The 16,780-nt window shown below is 53.2% G+C and carries 17 protein-coding genes; 6 read left to right on the top strand and 11 right to left on the bottom strand.

Annotated features, from left to right (window positions below):
* Positions 1 to 34: 34 nt before the first annotated feature.
* The 4 genes from ACO2Q8_RS25995 to ACO2Q8_RS25980 all read right to left on the bottom strand — a co-directional run bounded on the left by ACO2Q8_RS25995 (position 35) and on the right by ACO2Q8_RS25980 (position 2,993).
* Positions 35 to 754, bottom strand: coding sequence for a LytR/AlgR family response regulator transcription factor (locus tag ACO2Q8_RS25995; RefSeq protein WP_423347813.1), 720 nt, complete (start codon positions 752 to 754; stop codon positions 35 to 37).
* A 153-nt stretch (positions 755 to 907) separates the two neighbouring features.
* On the bottom strand, positions 908 to 1,360 hold the full coding sequence (locus ACO2Q8_RS25990) for a hypothetical protein (protein WP_423347812.1): 453 nt from the start codon (positions 1,358 to 1,360) through the stop codon (positions 908 to 910).
* Between the two features lie 57 nt (positions 1,361 to 1,417).
* Positions 1,418 to 1,891: a copper resistance protein NlpE N-terminal domain-containing protein gene (locus ACO2Q8_RS25985; protein ID WP_423347811.1), complete on the bottom strand. Its 474-nt coding sequence runs from the start codon at positions 1,889 to 1,891 to the stop codon at positions 1,418 to 1,420.
* Positions 1,878 to 2,993 carry a sensor histidine kinase gene (locus ACO2Q8_RS25980; protein ID WP_423347810.1) on the bottom strand — a complete coding sequence of 372 codons (1,116 nt, stop codon included), beginning with the start codon at positions 2,991 to 2,993 and terminating at the stop codon, positions 1,878 to 1,880. The genes ACO2Q8_RS25985 and ACO2Q8_RS25980 overlap by 14 nt, the downstream gene beginning before the upstream one ends.
* Before the next feature lie 224 nt (positions 2,994 to 3,217).
* On the opposite strand from ACO2Q8_RS25980, the gene ACO2Q8_RS25975 reads away from it, so the two are divergent.
* Positions 3,218 to 3,853, top strand: coding sequence for an intradiol ring-cleavage dioxygenase (locus ACO2Q8_RS25975; RefSeq protein ID WP_423347809.1), 636 nt, complete (start codon positions 3,218 to 3,220; stop codon positions 3,851 to 3,853).
* A 106-nt stretch (positions 3,854 to 3,959) separates the two neighbouring features.
* Positions 3,960 to 6,338, top strand: a complete 2,379-nt coding sequence (locus ACO2Q8_RS25970) for a TonB-dependent receptor domain-containing protein (RefSeq protein WP_423347808.1) — start codon at positions 3,960 to 3,962, stop codon at positions 6,336 to 6,338.
* A gap of 8 nt (positions 6,339 to 6,346) precedes the next feature.
* Here the strand turns inward: ACO2Q8_RS25970 and ACO2Q8_RS25965 are convergent, their stop codons facing one another.
* Positions 6,347 to 8,164: an SGNH/GDSL hydrolase family protein gene (locus ACO2Q8_RS25965; protein WP_423347807.1), complete on the bottom strand. Its 1,818-nt coding sequence runs from the start codon at positions 8,162 to 8,164 to the stop codon at positions 6,347 to 6,349.
* Positions 8,165 to 8,257: 93 nt separating this feature from the next.
* Positions 8,258 to 8,512 (bottom strand): hypothetical protein, encoded by a 255-nt coding sequence (locus ACO2Q8_RS25960; protein ID WP_423347806.1) that lies wholly within the window; start codon positions 8,510 to 8,512, stop codon positions 8,258 to 8,260.
* A 926-nt stretch (positions 8,513 to 9,438) separates the two neighbouring features.
* Between ACO2Q8_RS25960 and bla the strand changes: the two genes are divergently transcribed.
* Genes bla through ACO2Q8_RS25945 form a run of 3 tightly spaced genes read left to right on the top strand, consistent with a single transcriptional unit; the run spans position 9,439 to position 11,583 of the window.
* Positions 9,439 to 10,167, top strand: a complete 729-nt coding sequence (bla, locus tag ACO2Q8_RS25955) for a subclass B1 metallo-beta-lactamase (RefSeq protein WP_423347805.1) — start codon at positions 9,439 to 9,441, stop codon at positions 10,165 to 10,167.
* Between the two features lies 1 nt (position 10,168).
* Positions 10,169 to 10,963, top strand: coding sequence for a DUF5958 family protein (locus tag ACO2Q8_RS25950; RefSeq protein ID WP_423347804.1), 795 nt, complete (start codon positions 10,169 to 10,171; stop codon positions 10,961 to 10,963).
* 35 nt (positions 10,964 to 10,998) lie between these two features.
* The gene (locus tag ACO2Q8_RS25945) at positions 10,999 to 11,583 is read left to right on the top strand and encodes a hypothetical protein (RefSeq protein WP_423347803.1); all 585 of its coding nucleotides are present in this window, start codon (positions 10,999 to 11,001) and stop codon (positions 11,581 to 11,583) included.
* Positions 11,584 to 11,666: 83 nt separating this feature from the next.
* On the opposite strand, the gene ACO2Q8_RS25940 is transcribed toward ACO2Q8_RS25945, so the two are convergent.
* Positions 11,667 to 12,017, bottom strand: a complete 351-nt coding sequence (locus ACO2Q8_RS25940; RefSeq protein WP_423347802.1) for a hypothetical protein — start codon at positions 12,015 to 12,017, stop codon at positions 11,667 to 11,669.
* Between the two features lie 184 nt (positions 12,018 to 12,201).
* On the opposite strand from ACO2Q8_RS25940, the gene ACO2Q8_RS25935 reads away from it, so the two are divergent.
* Positions 12,202 to 12,618, top strand: coding sequence for a hypothetical protein (locus ACO2Q8_RS25935; RefSeq protein WP_423347801.1), 417 nt, complete (start codon positions 12,202 to 12,204; stop codon positions 12,616 to 12,618).
* Positions 12,619 to 12,637: 19 nt separating this feature from the next.
* On the opposite strand, the gene ACO2Q8_RS25930 is transcribed toward ACO2Q8_RS25935, so the two are convergent.
* From ACO2Q8_RS25930 to aat, 4 genes are all read right to left on the bottom strand, one after another.
* Complete coding sequence (locus tag ACO2Q8_RS25930; RefSeq protein WP_423347800.1) at positions 12,638 to 13,561, bottom strand: sterol desaturase family protein; 924 nt, start codon at positions 13,559 to 13,561, stop codon at positions 12,638 to 12,640.
* A 123-nt stretch (positions 13,562 to 13,684) separates the two neighbouring features.
* Entirely contained in the window at positions 13,685 to 14,935 is a 1,251-nt protein-coding gene (locus ACO2Q8_RS25925) for a glutamate-5-semialdehyde dehydrogenase (protein ID WP_423347799.1), read from the bottom strand.
* Positions 14,936 to 14,949: 14 nt separating this feature from the next.
* Positions 14,950 to 15,978, bottom strand: coding sequence for a glutamate 5-kinase (proB, locus tag ACO2Q8_RS25920; protein WP_423347798.1), 1,029 nt, complete (start codon positions 15,976 to 15,978; stop codon positions 14,950 to 14,952).
* 143 nt (positions 15,979 to 16,121) lie between these two features.
* Positions 16,122 to 16,748: a leucyl/phenylalanyl-tRNA--protein transferase gene (gene aat / locus ACO2Q8_RS25915; RefSeq protein ID WP_423347797.1), complete on the bottom strand. Its 627-nt coding sequence runs from the start codon at positions 16,746 to 16,748 to the stop codon at positions 16,122 to 16,124.
* Between the last annotated feature and the right edge of the window lie 32 nt (positions 16,749 to 16,780).

Genomic DNA, 16,780 nt, shown 5'->3' with positions numbered 1-16,780 from the left:
GTTTGTCTCCTATATTTGCTCTTTCATCTTTTCGCTAGCTTCTTTTCGGGTTCAAAATCTGCTCAATCTCTTCCTTGTAATTCCGACCGACAGGAATCTGATGGTTGTTGATGATCAGCCGGTTTCGTTCCAGCCGCGTAATGCGGGGTACGGCGACGATGAATGATTTGTGAACCCGTAAAAACCGGCTGGGCGGAAAAAGCTCCAACATGGCTTTGATGGACCCTTTCAGGACAATTTTGCCGGTAGTCGTGTGGATAATGGCGTAATCCTTTAAGCCCTGAATATGAGTGACCTCCTCGAAATGGAGCTTGATGCGCTGCACCCCGCTTTTGACAAAAATCGATCCGGGTGGTTCGTCGGACGGGCCGGCTTCGAGCCGAGCATTCTGGTCTTTCAGCGCCAGGAAGTCGCGGATCTTCTCAATGGCCTGCAAAAACCGGGGGTACGAAATGGGTTTTAACAGAAAGTCGATGACGCCCAGTTCGAAGCCTTCGAAGGCATAATCACGGTAAGCGGTCGTAAAAACCGTCAGGGGTGGCTGCGGCAAAGCCTTTAAAAATTCAATACCGCTCATTTCGGGCATTTCAATGTCCAGAAACAACACATCGGCCGCGTGGGTTTCCAGGTAGTCAAGGGCATCGCGAGCATTCCCGAATTTACGCACCGACCCTACAAAATCCAGTTGATCCAGGTACCCCGCTACCACCTCGCGCGCCAGCGATTCGTCGTCAATGACCACGCATTTTAGCATAAGCCGGCTGTTTACGTACCCACGGACTCAAGTCCGTGAGCGCTGGAATAATCAACTAGTAAGAATTAACTCACAAAACACAGGCTCTATCCATGAGAGATTTCCAGATTCTGGATAATTCCAGCTCACACGGACTTTAGTCCGTGGGTACTTTTAGTTGACAACCCGGTTCAGGGTGTAACTCAGGTAATCATTGCCCACCCGAAAATTGCGTTCCTGATCCAGGACAAACAGGACGTTATCGTCGCCTTTCAACAAATAAATGGAAACTTCGGGTTTATCCGAATCCAGTTGATAAACGACCGCATTGGGATCGGTTTTTGTTCCCCGGACAATCGCCCATGTTCCTTCGCGGGTGTTGCGGTTTAACCGGTACGTCGTGGGTTGGTGGGTCGCCGGGTCCTGAAAAAGCGTCAGTCCCCATTTCAGCTTTACACATTCCGGGCGAACGGGCATCTTCCAGTCCCGGTAGATTTCGGCACAGGGAAACCGCCCTTCAAAAGTGCCCACCACGGTTGGTCCTTCGGCTAAGGGCGTCCGGGAATACGTTTTCGAAGGCGTATTGGTGGCCCGGGCTTCCTGCGCACAGACGTTGGCTGTCCCCATTAGCCAACACCCAACTATAAGACATAACAATCTGTTTTTCATGACTTTAGACAGTAATTATCTTCCATTCAGGGTATAACTCCAGCCGCCGTGCCCAATCATCAATTTCCCGTCCTGATCCACCAAATGCAGCAGTTTATCGTCCAACTGCACGAAGACAATAGCCGGACGGTTTTCGGTAGGCGTCAACCGGTATACGGTTTTGTTTTTACCATCCTTCCCGATGGTCCACTCCCCGGCGCTGATGCCTTTGGTTCCGCCGTTCATAAAACCGGTCGTCGAGGGTTTCGACATCCCGTAGGTGTAGTCGAGTCGATACCGGGTCGGATGCTGGTTTCGGGGATCGCGGTACAGGGCTAACTCCCAGCGAATCATTTCGCAATCGGCCGGGGCCGGAATCGACAGCATCGTGCGCGGAATTTGATCGCAGGGGCTTGTCGCCACCAAAGTCGCCGGTTTGGGCGAAAACCGACTGGCTTGCACAAGAACGATGGCCCCCAGCACGAGTAATCCTTTTTTAAAGCGGTTCATGATTGTCTGCATTTTCGGTTTGTCTTTTCTCCTCCGCTCCGGCCAGCGTGATGTTCAGCGTCACTTTATAGTATCCCGGCCGGTCTTCCGTGTCCAGGGTATGCCGGCCGGGATAGAGCAGTTCCAGCCGCTGCCGCAGGTTGACCAGCCCAATACCACCTTTGCCATTCGAGGGCGGAAGGGCCGGTTTGTTGTTTTCCACCGTCAACGTCACAGCCGCGTGATCCAGCTCCATTTTACCGCGTAACCAGGCCGTTTTCGACTGTTTACCGACTCCGTGCTTGAACGCATTTTCGACAAGCGGCAGGAGCAGCAAGGGCGCAATTTCCTGGCCGTTCAGCGGGCCGGATACGTCGAAAGCAATCTCGGCGTGGTCGCCACAGCGGATTTTTTCGAGTTCGATGTAGTTCTGCAAATACCGGATCTCCTTGTCGAGCGGTACCCGCACATCGTCGCTGTCGTAGAGCATGTATTCCATCATTTCGGATAGTTTCAACACCACGTCCGGTGCCTGATCCGACTTCCGGAGCGTCAGCGCGTAGAGGTTATTCAGGCTGTTGAACAGGAAATGCGGATTGACCTGCGAGCGCAGAAAGTCGACCTCGGCCTGCAATTTTTCAACCCTAATTTTCTGTAAAATTCGCTGCTGCTCATACCAGTCGATGCTGAGTTTCAGCGCCACCATTAGCCCCAAATACCAGAGGGTGCTGAAAAAATTGTACGATAGGCTTTCCCACAAATCGCTGTTGCGCATTGGGCCGATGACGTAGCCGTATAGGTAGTAATCAAACAGACTCTGCGCCAGCAAATAACTTAGAATCGACAGCATCACCAGCGCGAAATACCGGCCATACCGTCTTTTTAATAGATACCGAGGCAGAAAATAATGCAGATTCAGGTACGCAATGCCGATGAGCAATGCCACCCGCATGACCACGCAAACCGCGAAATACGACAGGCTCGCCTTGTAAATCAGGTACCGTTTTTCGTACAGAAAAAAACCGGTAATCAGAATCCAGTAACCCGTATGCACCAGCGCGTATTTGACCGGAACCGTACGGTTGGAAAGCGGCAATTTCAGCGGTCGTTCCAGGAAGTCCATGAGAAATTAGCGTTGACGGGTGATGGTATCTGGCTGTAAATGAAAGCAAAAGAAGAGTATCTTCGAAATAATATCGACCAACGACTTAAAAAATAGAGGAAAAACACGCCCCCGAAAGCTCCTCTACTTTTTTGGTCGTTCCTCTACTTTTTTTGGCGCGAAAAACCGGATTTCGTTGGTTTGTCCAGGAATTCGATACGACACACTCTTCCAATGATTGATCCATGAAGAAGTCAGGAATACTCGTTCTGTTTTTCGTTGTCTCCGCCCTTCTGTCGGCTCACGGGCAGGACAAAGTAGGCGGCCCCTGCGAAGGCTGCGAAGCGATTTACGAAAACACGGTATCATTTGAGAAACTGCCGAGTCTCCTGAAAATGCCGGATGTGACTTGGGAAGGCAAAAAACCGCTGGGCATCAACGGAATCGTTTACAAAGCCGATGGCAAAACGCCCGCAGCAGGCGTTATTCTGTACGTGTACCACACCGACCAAACCGGGCATTATCCGAAGAAAGGTAACGAAACCGGCTGGGGTAAACGACACGGCTACATCCGGGGCTGGGTGCGCACCGACGAGAAAGGTGCTTACAAATTTGTCACGCTCCGGCCTGCCCCCTACCCGAACGCCAACGAACCGGCTCACATTCACATCACCGTGAAGGAGCCCGATCTGAACGAATACTACATCGACGAATTCCTGTTCGACAACGACCCGCTGTTGACGACTGAAAAACGCCGGAAGCTCGAAAACCGGGGTGGCAGCGGCATCGTCAGGCTCAAGGATGTCGGCAACATGTCTAAAGGCGAGCGCAACATCTACCTCGGCAGGAATATCCCGAATTATCCGGTGAAAAAAGAGTAAAAGAGAATAGACAAGAGACAAAAGTCCAATTCCACGCCAGGGCGAGGCCGCTACTTCTTTGTCCGAACTGCCGATTTATGCCCTATTTCTTCCCGATCAATTCGCCATGAAACCGTTCGTTCTCGTCTTCCTGTTGCTCATTGTTGTCTCCGTTGACCTCCAGGCACAAAAACCGGTCCATCAGGGTACTGTAAAAGGCATCATTGCGGATTCACTCACTCAACAACCCGTGCCTTTTGCCACGGTTTCGCTGTTTCGGGGGGATTCGTTGGTAAACGGTACACTGACCGACAGCTTGGGTCGTTTCGAGTTACAATGGATTCCATACGGCACGTATCGTCTGACGTTCAGTCTGGTGGGTTACCGTCCCGTCCAGTCACCGATCCTGACCCTCAACGCCGAACAGACCGTGCTGGATGTGGGCCAACTGATGGTGAGTCAGGACGCGAAACTCCTGAAAACCGTTACGATTCGGGGACAAAAACCGCTGATCGAGCAGCGGGCCGACGGGATTACCTTCAACGCGGAAAGCCTGCCCGCGCTTGCCGGAAGCGATGCGTCGGATGTGTTACGCAAGGTACCGCTGCTTACCATCGATGCCAACGGCGGACTTTCGATGCGCGGCAGTTCGCAAATCCGGGTGTTCATCGACGGCAAACCGTCTGACCTGTACGCTTCCTCCGTGGCCGATGCCCTGAAATCGATCAGCGGAGAAACCATCGTCAAAGTCGAGGTGATCACGCATCCATCGGCCCGCTACGACGCGGAAGGAACCGACGGTGTCGTAAACATCATTACCCGTAAAAGCCTCCAAAACGCCACCAACGGCAACATTCGATTGGCGCTGGCCAATCGCAGCGAAAATGTCATGGCCGATTTACAGCACCAGTCGGGAAAATGGCTGTTGAAAGCCGATGCTTTCTACCAACTCTTCTGGAACCGCAACGGTGCCGTCCTGAATCGGGAGAGCGAGTCGTTTCGGGTGGTTCAGACCAGTGAATCCCGGCAGTTGGGCGATTATTTCTTCGGCGGCTTGAAGGCTCTGTACAGCCTTGATTCATTGAACACGCTCGATTTTGGCTACCGGTCCCGCGGGTCATCGTTCCGGACAAAAACCGTGGCCGACAATTTTCATGCGGACGATGAAACCCTGCAACCCTCCTTCCAGCGGAAAACCGATAGCCCGGTTAGCAACGACGGCAACACTTTCAATGTCGGTTATACGGGCCAGTCCAAAGACAAGCGGAAGGAGTTTTCATTCATTGGCCTGTACTTTGCCTTCACCGGCACCAACCGCTATGAGCTGGAGCAACAACGTGGGCAAGTGATGAATTACCGGGAGAATTTCGACAGCAAAACCCGGAACCGGGACCTGAGCCTACAGATCGATTATTCCCACTCGTTCACGGATCGGTGGAAATGGGAAACCGGTGGAAAACTGGTCCGGAAGGCCCTCGACAGTGATAGCCGATTTGGAATTTATGGCTTCGCTGACCAACAGTATGCCAACGACCCGACTCGTTCAAACGCCTTTTCGTATGAAAGCAGGGTGTATGCCGGTTACACGAGCGTCAACCTCAGCCTGAAAAAGTGGCAGTTTACGGCCGGAACCCGCTACGAAAAGACCGATCTGACCGCAAGCTTTAAGGACGTTGCTCTCCGGATTCCATCGTTTCATAATTTGGTTCCCAACCTACTGATTAACCACAACGTCAGCCCCAAAAGCTCGCTCAAACTGAGTTATTCCGTGAAACTCAACCGTCCTTATTTTTCCATCCTGAATCCGACCGTCAACAACAGCGACTCCCTGAATCGCCAGTTTGGCAATCCGCAGCTTCAACCCGAGATTACTCGTCGTTATCAGCTAACGTATTCCCGCAATTCTACCCGCCTATTTATGGATATCGGCCTGTTTTACAACGACAATCGAAACAGCATCGAGAGCATCCGAACGGCGCGGCCCGACGGCGTTTTTGAGAGTACCTGGCAGAATATCGGGCGAAACCGGCGGCTCGGTCTGGCGCTCAATCTGACCTGGAAACCATCGACCCAACTCAATCTGAGCGCCACGCTGACCCCGCAGTACGTCTGGCTCGAAAGCCGGGCGCTTAATCTGACCAACCACGGCCTGATGCGGGAACTGGTGCTGAACGGCACCTACAAACTACCCCACGGTTTCAGCATCGATTTTTACGGTTTTTTCGACGCCAACAACCTCCGCTTACAGGGCTACCGGACCGGCTGGAAATACTACAGTCTGACGTTCGGCAAAGAGTCGAAAAACAAGCGGCTCGTTATGGCCCTCCGAATGGATACAATCCTGACGCCCCACACGTTTATCCGGGAAGAAACCGCCACGGATGCGTTCCGGCAGACCCAGACGTACCGCCTTCAGAATCAGCACATCCGGCTGACAATCGCTTACAAGCTGGGCCGGAAAGAAATCAAAGGCCCACGCGTCCGAACGGTAGAAAATCCGGACTAACCGGGCCGTTACCGAACCGCTTTGCGATTTTTCTGAACCGGTTCGGGCGACTTCAGGTACGGCCGGAGTTGGGCCGCAAAACGCCGGTAGCCTTCGGCATTCGGATGGAGCCCATCCGAAAAAAGTGATTCATCAATGCGGCCATCCGGTTTCAGAAAAACCGTGCCGGGCTGGGCAAAGCGGACGTTGAGTTCACCGGCCACCTGCGCCAGTTCGTCGTTGAGCGCGGTCAGCCGCTTTTCTTCGTTCCGGCGGGGCAGAATTCCAATCAAAAGTACCTCGGCGGTCGGTTGCCGGACCTTGATGGTCTGAATGAGAAATTTCAGTCCGGCGGCAATCTCGGCATTGGTATTCCACTGGAGGTTGTTGGTCCCGATCATGACGACAACCTGCTCGGCCTGATAGCCGTCGAGTTCGCCATGGTAGACGCGCCACAGCACGTTTTCGATCCGGTCCCAGCCGTAGCCCAGGTTCTGCACGCCCAGCGGTTCCAGGACGGTTTTCCACGAATCGCTGCCCGCAGCCCGGGCTGACACCGGCTCACCACCCCAAAAATGGGTGATTGAGTTACCGAGGTAAACGATGCGGGGCGGATGGGTTTTCAGTCGGGTCAGGATGTCGCGATGACGGGTTTCCCAGTCGTAGATTCGCGAATCGCGGGATTGAATGCGCGGTTGGGTAGTCGTAGACAGTCCGGTTGGTTCGTTCAGAATGGTCCGCAAGGCCCGCTCATAGGCATCGGCGTATTGCTGCATGCCCAGGTCCGACGGGTGGGTGCCATCGACCATCGCATCGGCACTCAGGTAAATCTGTGATTTGGGCAACAGGTACAATTGCGGAATGCCCTCTCCTTTTAACTGCGCAAAGGCCTGCCGCATGACTTCGTTGACCTCGCTGTAGGCCCGCTGCCGGACCGGATTGATGTCGCCGTCCGTGTAGCCCGCGTGTTCAACGAGCAGAATCGGGGTCAACGGTTTTTTTTGCCGCAGCGCCCGGACCGATTCCAGAATACGGTTTTTTACTTCCTCAGCGGTTCGTTCGGGGGTCGTAATCAGGTTCGGCAGGCAATCCAGCACGTAGACTTTCGCATCGATTTGCGGCAACAGCTCGATGATCTCCTTTTCGAGCCGCCCGTTTCCCGAGAACGCCAGGTTAATCAGCGGCCGGTCGAGTTTTCGGCCCAGAATAGCCGTCCACGCCATGCCGGGCCGCGACGCGCAGGCTCCCTGCGCAATGGACGTTCCGTAAACGACAATCGGTTTATCGTCCCGTACGGGCAAAGGTGTGATCGTGACGCCGGTTGGCAGCCCGATTTCGAGCCATTTCACCGTGTTGTACAGCGGCAGATACAGCCGGTATTCGCGGCCTTTCGGGTGGTAGTTATCGTTGGGTGTCAGGCCTGTAAACTGGTACTGAATCGTGTCGCCGAAGGTGTATTTTCCGTTGCACCAGAGCCAGTCGCCGTCGCTGTTTCCGGCGTAGAGATCAACCCCGCTGACGCCCGTTGCGGGCATGTGGGGCAGGGCGTGTTTGCCCTCCACGGCATACCGAACCATCACCCGGTCGGTGCTGGCCCGAAACCGGATCAGCAACCCGGCTGCATTCCGCGACAGATTCCAGACGGCTTTCCGAACGGTTTTCTCGGCATCGGCGGGTAATCGGTCGTAGGGGCTCTGAATGGCTTTTCCTGTCCAGGCCTGACCTTCAATCACCGGGATGTTGGCCTGGGCAGGATTCCACCAGGTGTAGTCGCCGGGCGTTTGCGCAACAACGGCAAGTCCAATCAGGTAAGCAACCAGACTGAACAGGAGGAGTCTTTTTTTCATGAAAGGCGGTTTGGGAACGGGGCGATGACTGATCCCAAAAATACGCAGGAAGTTGACATTTCCGCTTGTCGGCCGCCTTTCATTCGTTCAGGCTCAGGACGGCAATCCCTGATGCACAAAGTGCTGTTCGGCTTCGAAAATAACCGCTGTCTTTGTAATGCAATACCCTTGCTTTTCGATGATCCGGGCAAAGTTCGTATCGTCCGTCAACTCAGCGGAGCCTATTTTTTCCAGCATGCCCAATTGTGCCAAAACACGCTCGGGAATGACATTTAAATTTTGCTGCGGACTGTGTTTCAGCCAGACCTGGCATTTCTTTTTCGTACAGTAGTAGCCTTTAATTTGCATAGTTAACTAACGATGAGTTTTCTGTTCATGGGTGTTTGGCCGACAGTCCGTATCGTTTCCCTGAGTCCGGTCGCCGGATTTTTTGTAAACCGGTTCAGCAATCGGATGTTTGAAACCGGATTCCAATTCGCACCAACGGCTATCCGTATACGGTTGAGTTGGCAAAGGCAATGCCAACATAATTCAATTATGCTCACACACAACACCCGTTTACTAACATCTTTAAATCAGGCAATTAATCCTGTAAAACGGATAATCGATCAGGTTCTATTCTATTCAACGTCTGCTGACGATATCCGGACCTACGTAAAGAAGTTGCTGCTAGCTTTGCTTATTCGACAACCCAACCAGTGGAAATTATACTTGTCGAACTGCTCTAATTCAGGTGCTTATGGGTAAATAAATGCCGGTCCACTTTTTATACGATTTTAGCAGAGCCTTCTTCGCGTCAGCCAGTAAATGAACAAGCGGTAAGTATACCACCGAATCCCTATTTTCGTGCAAAAAGCCGGTATACCTACTTACCTTTGGGGTAGTATTCGCAAGCCCGATGCCAGTTTTGCCGCCATTTTTGCACTTGGTAAGATCTGCGACAAACACGCTAAGATCTTGTAAGAGAATTTTCTAAAGACCGCCAAAAAACAAACCCAGCGCCTAAAAGTGGGCTGGGCTGTAAATCTTTTTCTCTGTCCTACCTCGTTACACGTACTACGTGCAAGAGTCACTGTTTATGGTTCAAAATTGATACCAATGTTACCTAAAATCACAAAAGGTTACATAATTACAACTAGTTATTAGCATATTTCTATTTTTCAGCCGACCCGAAAATTTTCGTTTAACTCCCGAGTTGGAGTCGATGTCGTTAAATTGATCCTATCTTCGTATCTTGTTTACGCTCAGTATTGATTTTAGCTCACTCTCCATCCATGCGCTTCCGGTTATTTCTGTTAAGTTGGAGTTTTCCCCTGCTGCTGACCGCCCAAACGCCGTTAAAAATCAAGGTTACCCCCCTGACCGACCGGCTGCTGGTGCATACCACCTACCGCGAATACGAAGGAAAACCGTTTCCCTCCAACGGACTACTTGTCAAAACCGACGATGGGGTTGTGCTCATCGACACCGGCTGGGATGTGCTCACCGATACCGACCAGACCCGCCAGCTTCTGGCCTGGATTGATGAGAATCTGCACCAGCCGGTTCGGCTTTGCATTGTTACCCACTTCCACGAAGACCGCGTGGGCGGCATCGGTCTGCTCCGAAAAGCTGGTATCCGGGTCGTCAGTACGCCCCTGACGGCCGAAAGTGCCGCCCGAAACGGCTACGAACGACCCGAACCCGTTTTATCCAACGACACCACGCTGACCGTCGGAAAGCTGCCGATCCGGTGTTTTTATCCCGGTCCGGGCCATTCCGGCGACAACATCGTGGTCTGGTTCCCGACGGAGCAGGTACTGTTTGGCGGCTGTTTCGTGAAAAGTTACGCGGCTTTTGGTCTGGGTAACCTCAGCGATGCCAACCTGACCGAATGGGGCAACTCCATCCGGCGCGTACAGGCGGCTTTCCCGACCCCCCGTTTTGTGATTCCGGGCCATCAAGAGTGGGACCAGACCATCTCCCTGCAACATACGCTGCGTTTACTCAAACTTAGAAAGTAAGATGGGACGAAAATCGTTTTTCATGAGCCTGGAAGAAGAAATCACCCTTCGCCAGTTTGGACAGGACATCCTGACCGACGAAGTCCTGTTGCAGCGCTTTGCTCAGTTCAGTGACAACGATAGGCATATCCACCTGATGGATTTGTATTTTCTGGTTGCATCCGAAAAACCGCTCGACTCTGACCTTGAACCCGCTATTACCGCCAGCTCGTTACCAGACACCGACGTCACTGCTATTGCGCTGCGAACGCACGGTCTGCAACGGGGGCTGAATCATCTTGCCAATCTATCCGAAAAAGGATACGAAAACGGGTACAAACTGCTTTTGTATGTGTTTAAAATGGCCTACCAGCGGCATTTCGCTCAGGAAAAGGACCACGCCACAAAATGGCAATACCAGGATTTATCGCGTCCCGGTATGATGCAGGAGATCCGGGATCGTCAGCAGACGTTGGCCGAAGAGGTGTATCAGCATCCCGGTTTTCGCAACGAATTTCTGTGTATTGCCAAACTGCACCACGCCGAGCAAGTCGCCCGGCAGACCCATCCAGCCCTCACGCCCGCCAGCGGCAACGAGCCGACGGTTTTTATAACGTATGATGAAATGATTACGAACGGCATCCGGCATTTTGAAGAGCAGGAACGGTATTCGCGACCGGCCTGGCTGCTGTTTAATGCGCTGCGTAAAGCCATCATTATCCAGTACCGGATTGATGACGACCAGGCCCGGAGAGCCCTGTGGGATGTGGTAGAACGGCACATGCAGGAACAATACCAGACCAGCCTTTTCGACTAACCCGAAGCCGATTTTCGCGAACCCGATACCCAGCCATGAAACGATTTATTTTCGCCCTGCTCCTCTTTGCTCTGGCCAGCCAGACGCACGGCCAGCAGTCGGAAGCGCAGGCCTTTATCCGGTATCAGTTCCGCAACCTAAACCGGATTGTTTTTCCCACGTTTCTGGCCACCCATGCGTTTAGCAGCATTAAAGATGCCTTGCAGGCCTCAACGCTTCGTTCGGAAAGGGAAAGTTTACGGAGCCGCTATGACCCGGACAGTATTCTGGTGTTGAGTGATCAGGAACGCGAATACCTGCTTCAGGAACTGGAAAAACAGCAAAACCGTACCGACAGCAGCCTGGTCAATGTATTTGAAGCCGGAACGGTTACGACCGACAACAGCGGACAACTGGGCTACTTCAACCGAAACCGCGATTGGAGCGATTTTAAGCAGGCGCAAGCAAACAGTTTTTACAGCTTCTCGCGGCCTCTCTTCATTCGGAACAATACCCTTTGCTTCTTTTATTACTACTTTACCTGCGGCCACAATTGCAGCCACGGCAAGTTTGCAGTGTACCGAAAAACCCGGGATAACGCCTGGCTCCCCTGGCTGGTGCTGTTTACTTCCGTTAGCTGAGCCCGAAGCCGCCATTTTAAACCCGAAATGACTCGAGCCAAAAAACCGGTTCGACCCCGAACCGGCCTTCCTAATATATGAGCTTACCGCAGCAGGTGAATGGCCAGCATTGCCATGTGAATCAGCACGTTGGCGGTAAAAAGCTGGATGCAAAACCGCACCGATAACAGGCCCAGGTTCGACACCAGCACGGCGAAGAAGCTTACCACCGCAATGCCGGCAAAGATGTCACTGTACCCGAAATCGAAATATTGGAAAATCAACAGCGAAGCCGGTGTGACAAGACAGCTTTGGACAATCAGCAGGGCGACCATCACCGTGAACCGGTAATCGCCGGTTTCCAGCAGGTTGATCCATTGGTTATAGCGGGTTCGCCAGTTAGCGCCTGAGGGTTCGGTAACCGAATGGGTCGGGAGGGCAAGTTTCGTGTTCATTGTCGTATCAGATCAAATGGATACAACAAAGGTCGCCAGCCGCACCCACCTGCCGCCTGACTGGCATCACCCCACAACCTGATCTTCAGGACGCTTACAGACTGATGATCTTTTTACCCAAAACTGACAAAAATCATGGTGAAGCATCCGTAAATCCCGCAGCTTTACGCGAAATAGCATTCGTATGGAGCGTTCAAACAATCTCATTGCCGAGCCGGATCAGCAAACAGTCGACCTCTGCCACACCGAAAACCAGCGCTGGGCCCGCACGTTGACGAATTACCAACAGGAAATTGATCAGCTTCTGACGCTGCTGGACGATGTGCTGGAACGGTACACCCAGCAGAATCTGCGCCCCCGGGCCATCGAATACCAGCAGCACCTCCACCGGCTGCAAGCCTGGTTTAAACGCTTTCGCTCCGATCTGATCTGCGAACGGGCGGACTGCCCGCCAGGTAGCCAGCAGATTTGCCGCGAACTCCAGTTTGGTCGCCATACGACGATAGCGGCCCAGCTTGCCGATCTGTCGGCTGATTTTTCCCGGACGAAAATGGGTTGCTACCAGTTTCTTTCGATTCTGGTCCAACTGAATTTGCTGTAAAAACCGCCTTTGTGACAAGCTAAACAGCCTGGTGCTTTTCCTGCCTGATTTTCTCTTCCCTGGTATCTGTGATCAGGTACTGCCGCATTTCGTCGGCCGTTAGACTGTGGCCGTCGTGGCTCCAGCCGGGCGGGGCCAGAACGTATTTAACCTTTTGCCAGAACGGTCCTGGTATACGAAGGTCGGCTGCCAGTTTCTTCCATTCGTGCAAAACCAGGTTGCCCGGCGAATGATCGGTCAGGTTGGTAGTCAGCCCGTAGCGAACGGGATCTTCGGGAACCTCTTCGGCAAAAGTACCAAAAAGCCGGTCCCAGATGATGAACAGCATGCCCATGTTCCGGTCGAGGTAACGGATGTTCGATGCGTGGTGAACGCGGTGATGGGCCGGGGTGACCAGTAACCATTCCAGAAAACCGAGTCGTCCGATGTACTGCGTATGGACGATAATTCCGTAAATCTGCGTCGCCGAATACATAAACACGATATCCTCCGCCCGAAAACCGAGCCACGCCAGCGGCAGGAAATATACGAAACGATACAGCGGCTGAAACACCGACGAGCGAAAACCGACCGTCAGGTTAAACTCTTCCGAGGAATGATGCGTGACGTGAACGGCCCAGAATAAACGGCAGAAATGATCGACCCGGTGCAGCCAGTAAAAGGCAAAATCTTCCAGCAATAAGAGTGTGGGCCAATACAACCACGGATTGGTCCATTCAGTGACCCGGTGTTGGTAAACCCACACCAGTACGCCCACGTAAAAACCGCGCACGAGCAAATCAAGGCTCATGTTGAGCAGCGTGAGGTAACAGTTCTGTAAAACGCCCCTGACGGAGTAATACGGTTTGTGATGCAGGTAGCTGAATAAGACCTCGGCCCCAATAACCAGGGCGTACAGCGGGGTAGAAATCAGCAAAAGCAGAGATTCCCGGTATTCAACCATTTTCGTACATTACGGTGACAGCATCGCAAGTTAGCGCATCAAGGGTGCGCTTGTGACGAATAGTCAATTAGAAATTCATTAAAAATGAATCTAAATCGTAAGAACTATAAAAATAAGCCGGTTTTACCAACGCACCTGCCCGTTGCCCACTACAACCCATTTTTCGGTTACGAGCTTTTCCAGCGCAAACGGCCCCCGAGCGTGCAGTTTTTGGGTCGAAATACCAATCTCGGCGCCCAGGCCAAACACCCCGCCATCGGTAAACCGGGTCGACGCATTGGCGTAAACCGCAGCCGCGTCCACCTCGTTCAAAAACCGGTCGATCACCGCCAGATCACGCGAAACCACCGCTTCAGAATGCCGAGACGAATACGCCTGGATGTGCGACAGCGCTTCCTCTAGGCCCGACACCACTTTAATGGCGCATTTATAATCCAGGAACTCCCGGCCAAAATCGCTCAGTTCCGCCCGATTAAGCGCCGGAAAATCCACCGACGCCAGCACCCGGAAAGCCTCCTCATCGGCAAACACCTCGACGTTCCACTTGATGAAGTCCTCGACTAGCATGGGCAGAAAATCATCGACGACGGCCTGATCGACCAGCACACAGTCGAGCGAGTTGCAAACCGACGGGCGCGACACTTTCGCATTGACCACAATGTCGCGAGCCTGGGCCAGATCGGCCGTGCGTTCGACGTATGTATGGCAAACCCCCGCGCCGGTTTCGATGGTCGGCACCAGCGAATGTTGCCGGACGTACTGAATCAGCGCATCCGAGCCGCGCGGGATGATGATGTCGATGTAGCGCGTGGCCGTCAGCAACTCGTTCACCACGGCCCGGTCGGGCGGCATGAGCGCCACGGCCGCTTCGGGCACGCCAAATTCCGCCAGAGCCTGATGAATCAGCCTCACCAGCGCCTGGTTCGAATGGTGGGCTTCCTTGCCACCTTTCAGCACGCAGGCATTCCCCGACCGTAAACAGAGCGCGGCCACGTCGAGCGTCACGTTGGGCCGCGACTCGTAGATGACGCCCACCACGCCCAGTGGAACGGCCAGTTTCCGGAGTTGCAACCCTTGTTCGATGGTTCGTTCGAGCAAAACCGTCCCGCTCGGATCGGGTAACTGGGCCACCACGCGCAGGCTGTCGGCCAGGTCGGCAATCCGCTTTTCATTCAGCAATAACCGGTCTTTTTTCGGATCACCGTCCGGCATAGCATCCAGATCCTTCTGATTTTCAACTAGAATCATCGGTGTCTGTTCGAAAACGAGATCGGCCAACCGTTGGAGCAGGGCGGTTTTCTGTTCAGCCGACAAACGCCGGACCGAGGCCGACGCAAATTTTGTTTCCTGCAACAGCGGAGTAATGAGGTTCATTGTATCCGGTAGATTCATAAAAGTACAATATCACTGGCATTGGCTACTTCCACATTCTGCTGATTGAGCTGTCCCATCAGGTCGGTCGATGACAGTCGGGCGCGGGCTACAGCCACGGTTGTTCCGGCTTCGTCGCAAATTTCCACCACCTCGCCCGGCGCAAAATCGCCTTCCACCGTCCGAACACCGACGGCGAGCAAACTGTTCCGCCGACCCAAAGCCGCTACGGCCCCGGCATCGACCCGCAGAATACCGGCCGTCAGGCTACCGCTGCCGAGCCACCGCTGGCGGGCCGAGGGCGAACTCACCTGCGGTTTGAAGGCCGTGCCGGTTTCGCCCCGCAACGCCCGCAGAATGCCGTCGGGTTGTTTCAGGCCGAAAATCGTCACCCGGATGCCCATGCGGGTGGCCAGTTTGGCAAACGTTAGTTTGGAGGTCATGCCGCCCAGCCCGAGGGCCGATTTCTCGTTTCGTACAATCCCAAAGATGGATTCATCGACCTGTTCAACGGTTGGAATGACGTGCCCGTCCGGATCGAGCAAACCGCCCACTGAGGTGCAAAGCATCAGCGTCGAAGCTCCGAAGCCCACAGCCATAAGTGTTGCCAGTTCGTCGTTGTCCGAAAACTTCAGTTCGCGGTCACTGACCACGTCATTTTCGTTGGCAATCGGAATGATACCGTTTTTCCAGAGTTCCTGCACGGTTTCTTTCAGTTGCAGAAACTGCTGACGATCGGCGAAGTGATGGCGTTCGCAGAGGGTTTGGGCAATCGGGATGTTGTATTGGGAGAAATAACGGTTATAGACATTCAGCAGCAACAGGTTTCCCACGGCGGCTGCGGCTTTCCGCTGCGCCAGATCACCCCGGTACCCGTCGATCAGCCCTTTCCCGGCCCCGACGGCCCCCGACGACACGAGCAGAACATGATACGAACGACGCAATTCGGCTACCTGCCGGGCAATGTCGGCCATGACGGCTTCATTCAACGAACCATCCGGCAGGGTAATGGACGCCGTACCGAACTTAATCACTAAAACTGACACACTTGAACGAAATTATAGCGTTAGACCCCTAAATCCCCTTTAGGAGCTCTTTATCAAAAACCGGATTTGGGAGCGATGAAGTGAATGAAGAAGCAAAAGTACGAAGATTATTTCAGGCCGGGGCAATTTGTTCCGTTCCGGTTTTAATCCGGCTGGCTTTTAAACAGATGTTCGAAAACCGGCTCGGTGAACCGGGCTTTTTTCTGGAGGGACTGTTTCAGGAGTTTCATGTATTCGGGTCGGGGAATTTCGATGGCCCCAAACCGCCGGACATTGTCGTTGATAAATTGCGTGTCGAGCAACTCGAATTGTTGTTTTCGCAGGATTTCAATCAAATAATGAAACGCCACCTTCGATGCGTTCGGCACCTGGTAAAACATGGATTCTCCAAAAAAAACTGCCCCCATCGCCACGCCGTATAAGCCACCTACCAGCCGGTTATCGAGATAGGTTTCGACGCTGTGGGCCAGGCCCATCTGGTGAAGTTCGACGTAGGCTTCGATGATTTCCTCTGAAATCCAGGTGCCGTCATTCTCCGAGCGTGGCAGGGCACAATACCGCATAACCTGCTCAAAATCTGCGTTAATACGAATTTCAAAAAGCTTCTTATTTAAGATGGGCCGAAGTGACTTTGCCGGTCGATACGTGTCTAAGGGTATAATGGCGCGGGGGTCCGGCGAATACCAATACAGCGTATTGTCGGTATCAGCCATCGGGAAGATTCCGTTGATGTAGCCATAGATCAGATCATCGGAAGAAAGACGATACATGCAGCGGGGCGGAAGGTTCTCATTAACAAATG

Origin of the sequence: Larkinella sp. VNQ87 (assembly GCF_049445795.1) — a bacterium.
Classification (GTDB): Bacteria; Bacteroidota; Bacteroidia; order Cytophagales; family Spirosomataceae; genus Larkinella.
This window is presented reverse-complemented; position numbering and strand designations above follow the sequence as displayed.

Coding starts and splice junctions, on each gene's coding strand:
- ACO2Q8_RS25995 (WP_423347813.1), bottom strand. CDS start 754: ATGCTAAAATGCGTGGTCATTGACGACGAATCGCTGGCGCGCGAGGTG.
- ACO2Q8_RS25990 (WP_423347812.1), bottom strand. CDS start 1,360: ATGGGGACAGCCAACGTCTGTGCGCAGGAAGCCCGGGCCACCAATACG.
- ACO2Q8_RS25985 (WP_423347811.1), bottom strand. CDS start 1,891: ATGAACCGCTTTAAAAAAGGATTACTCGTGCTGGGGGCCATCGTTCTT.
- ACO2Q8_RS25980 (WP_423347810.1), bottom strand. CDS start 2,993: ATGGACTTCCTGGAACGACCGCTGAAATTGCCGCTTTCCAACCGTACG.
- ACO2Q8_RS25975 (WP_423347809.1), top strand. CDS start 3,218: ATGAAGAAGTCAGGAATACTCGTTCTGTTTTTCGTTGTCTCCGCCCTT.
- ACO2Q8_RS25970 (WP_423347808.1), top strand. CDS start 3,960: ATGAAACCGTTCGTTCTCGTCTTCCTGTTGCTCATTGTTGTCTCCGTT.
- ACO2Q8_RS25965 (WP_423347807.1), bottom strand. CDS start 8,164: ATGAAAAAAAGACTCCTCCTGTTCAGTCTGGTTGCTTACCTGATTGGA.
- ACO2Q8_RS25960 (WP_423347806.1), bottom strand. CDS start 8,512: ATGCAAATTAAAGGCTACTACTGTACGAAAAAGAAATGCCAGGTCTGG.
- bla (WP_423347805.1), top strand. CDS start 9,439: ATGCGCTTCCGGTTATTTCTGTTAAGTTGGAGTTTTCCCCTGCTGCTG.
- ACO2Q8_RS25950 (WP_423347804.1), top strand. CDS start 10,169: ATGGGACGAAAATCGTTTTTCATGAGCCTGGAAGAAGAAATCACCCTT.
- ACO2Q8_RS25945 (WP_423347803.1), top strand. CDS start 10,999: ATGAAACGATTTATTTTCGCCCTGCTCCTCTTTGCTCTGGCCAGCCAG.
- ACO2Q8_RS25940 (WP_423347802.1), bottom strand. CDS start 12,017: ATGAACACGAAACTTGCCCTCCCGACCCATTCGGTTACCGAACCCTCA.
- ACO2Q8_RS25935 (WP_423347801.1), top strand. CDS start 12,202: ATGGAGCGTTCAAACAATCTCATTGCCGAGCCGGATCAGCAAACAGTC.
- ACO2Q8_RS25930 (WP_423347800.1), bottom strand. CDS start 13,561: ATGGTTGAATACCGGGAATCTCTGCTTTTGCTGATTTCTACCCCGCTG.
- ACO2Q8_RS25925 (WP_423347799.1), bottom strand. CDS start 14,935: ATGAACCTCATTACTCCGCTGTTGCAGGAAACAAAATTTGCGTCGGCC.
- aat (WP_423347797.1), bottom strand. CDS start 16,748: ATGTATCGTCTTTCTTCCGATGATCTGATCTATGGCTACATCAACGGA.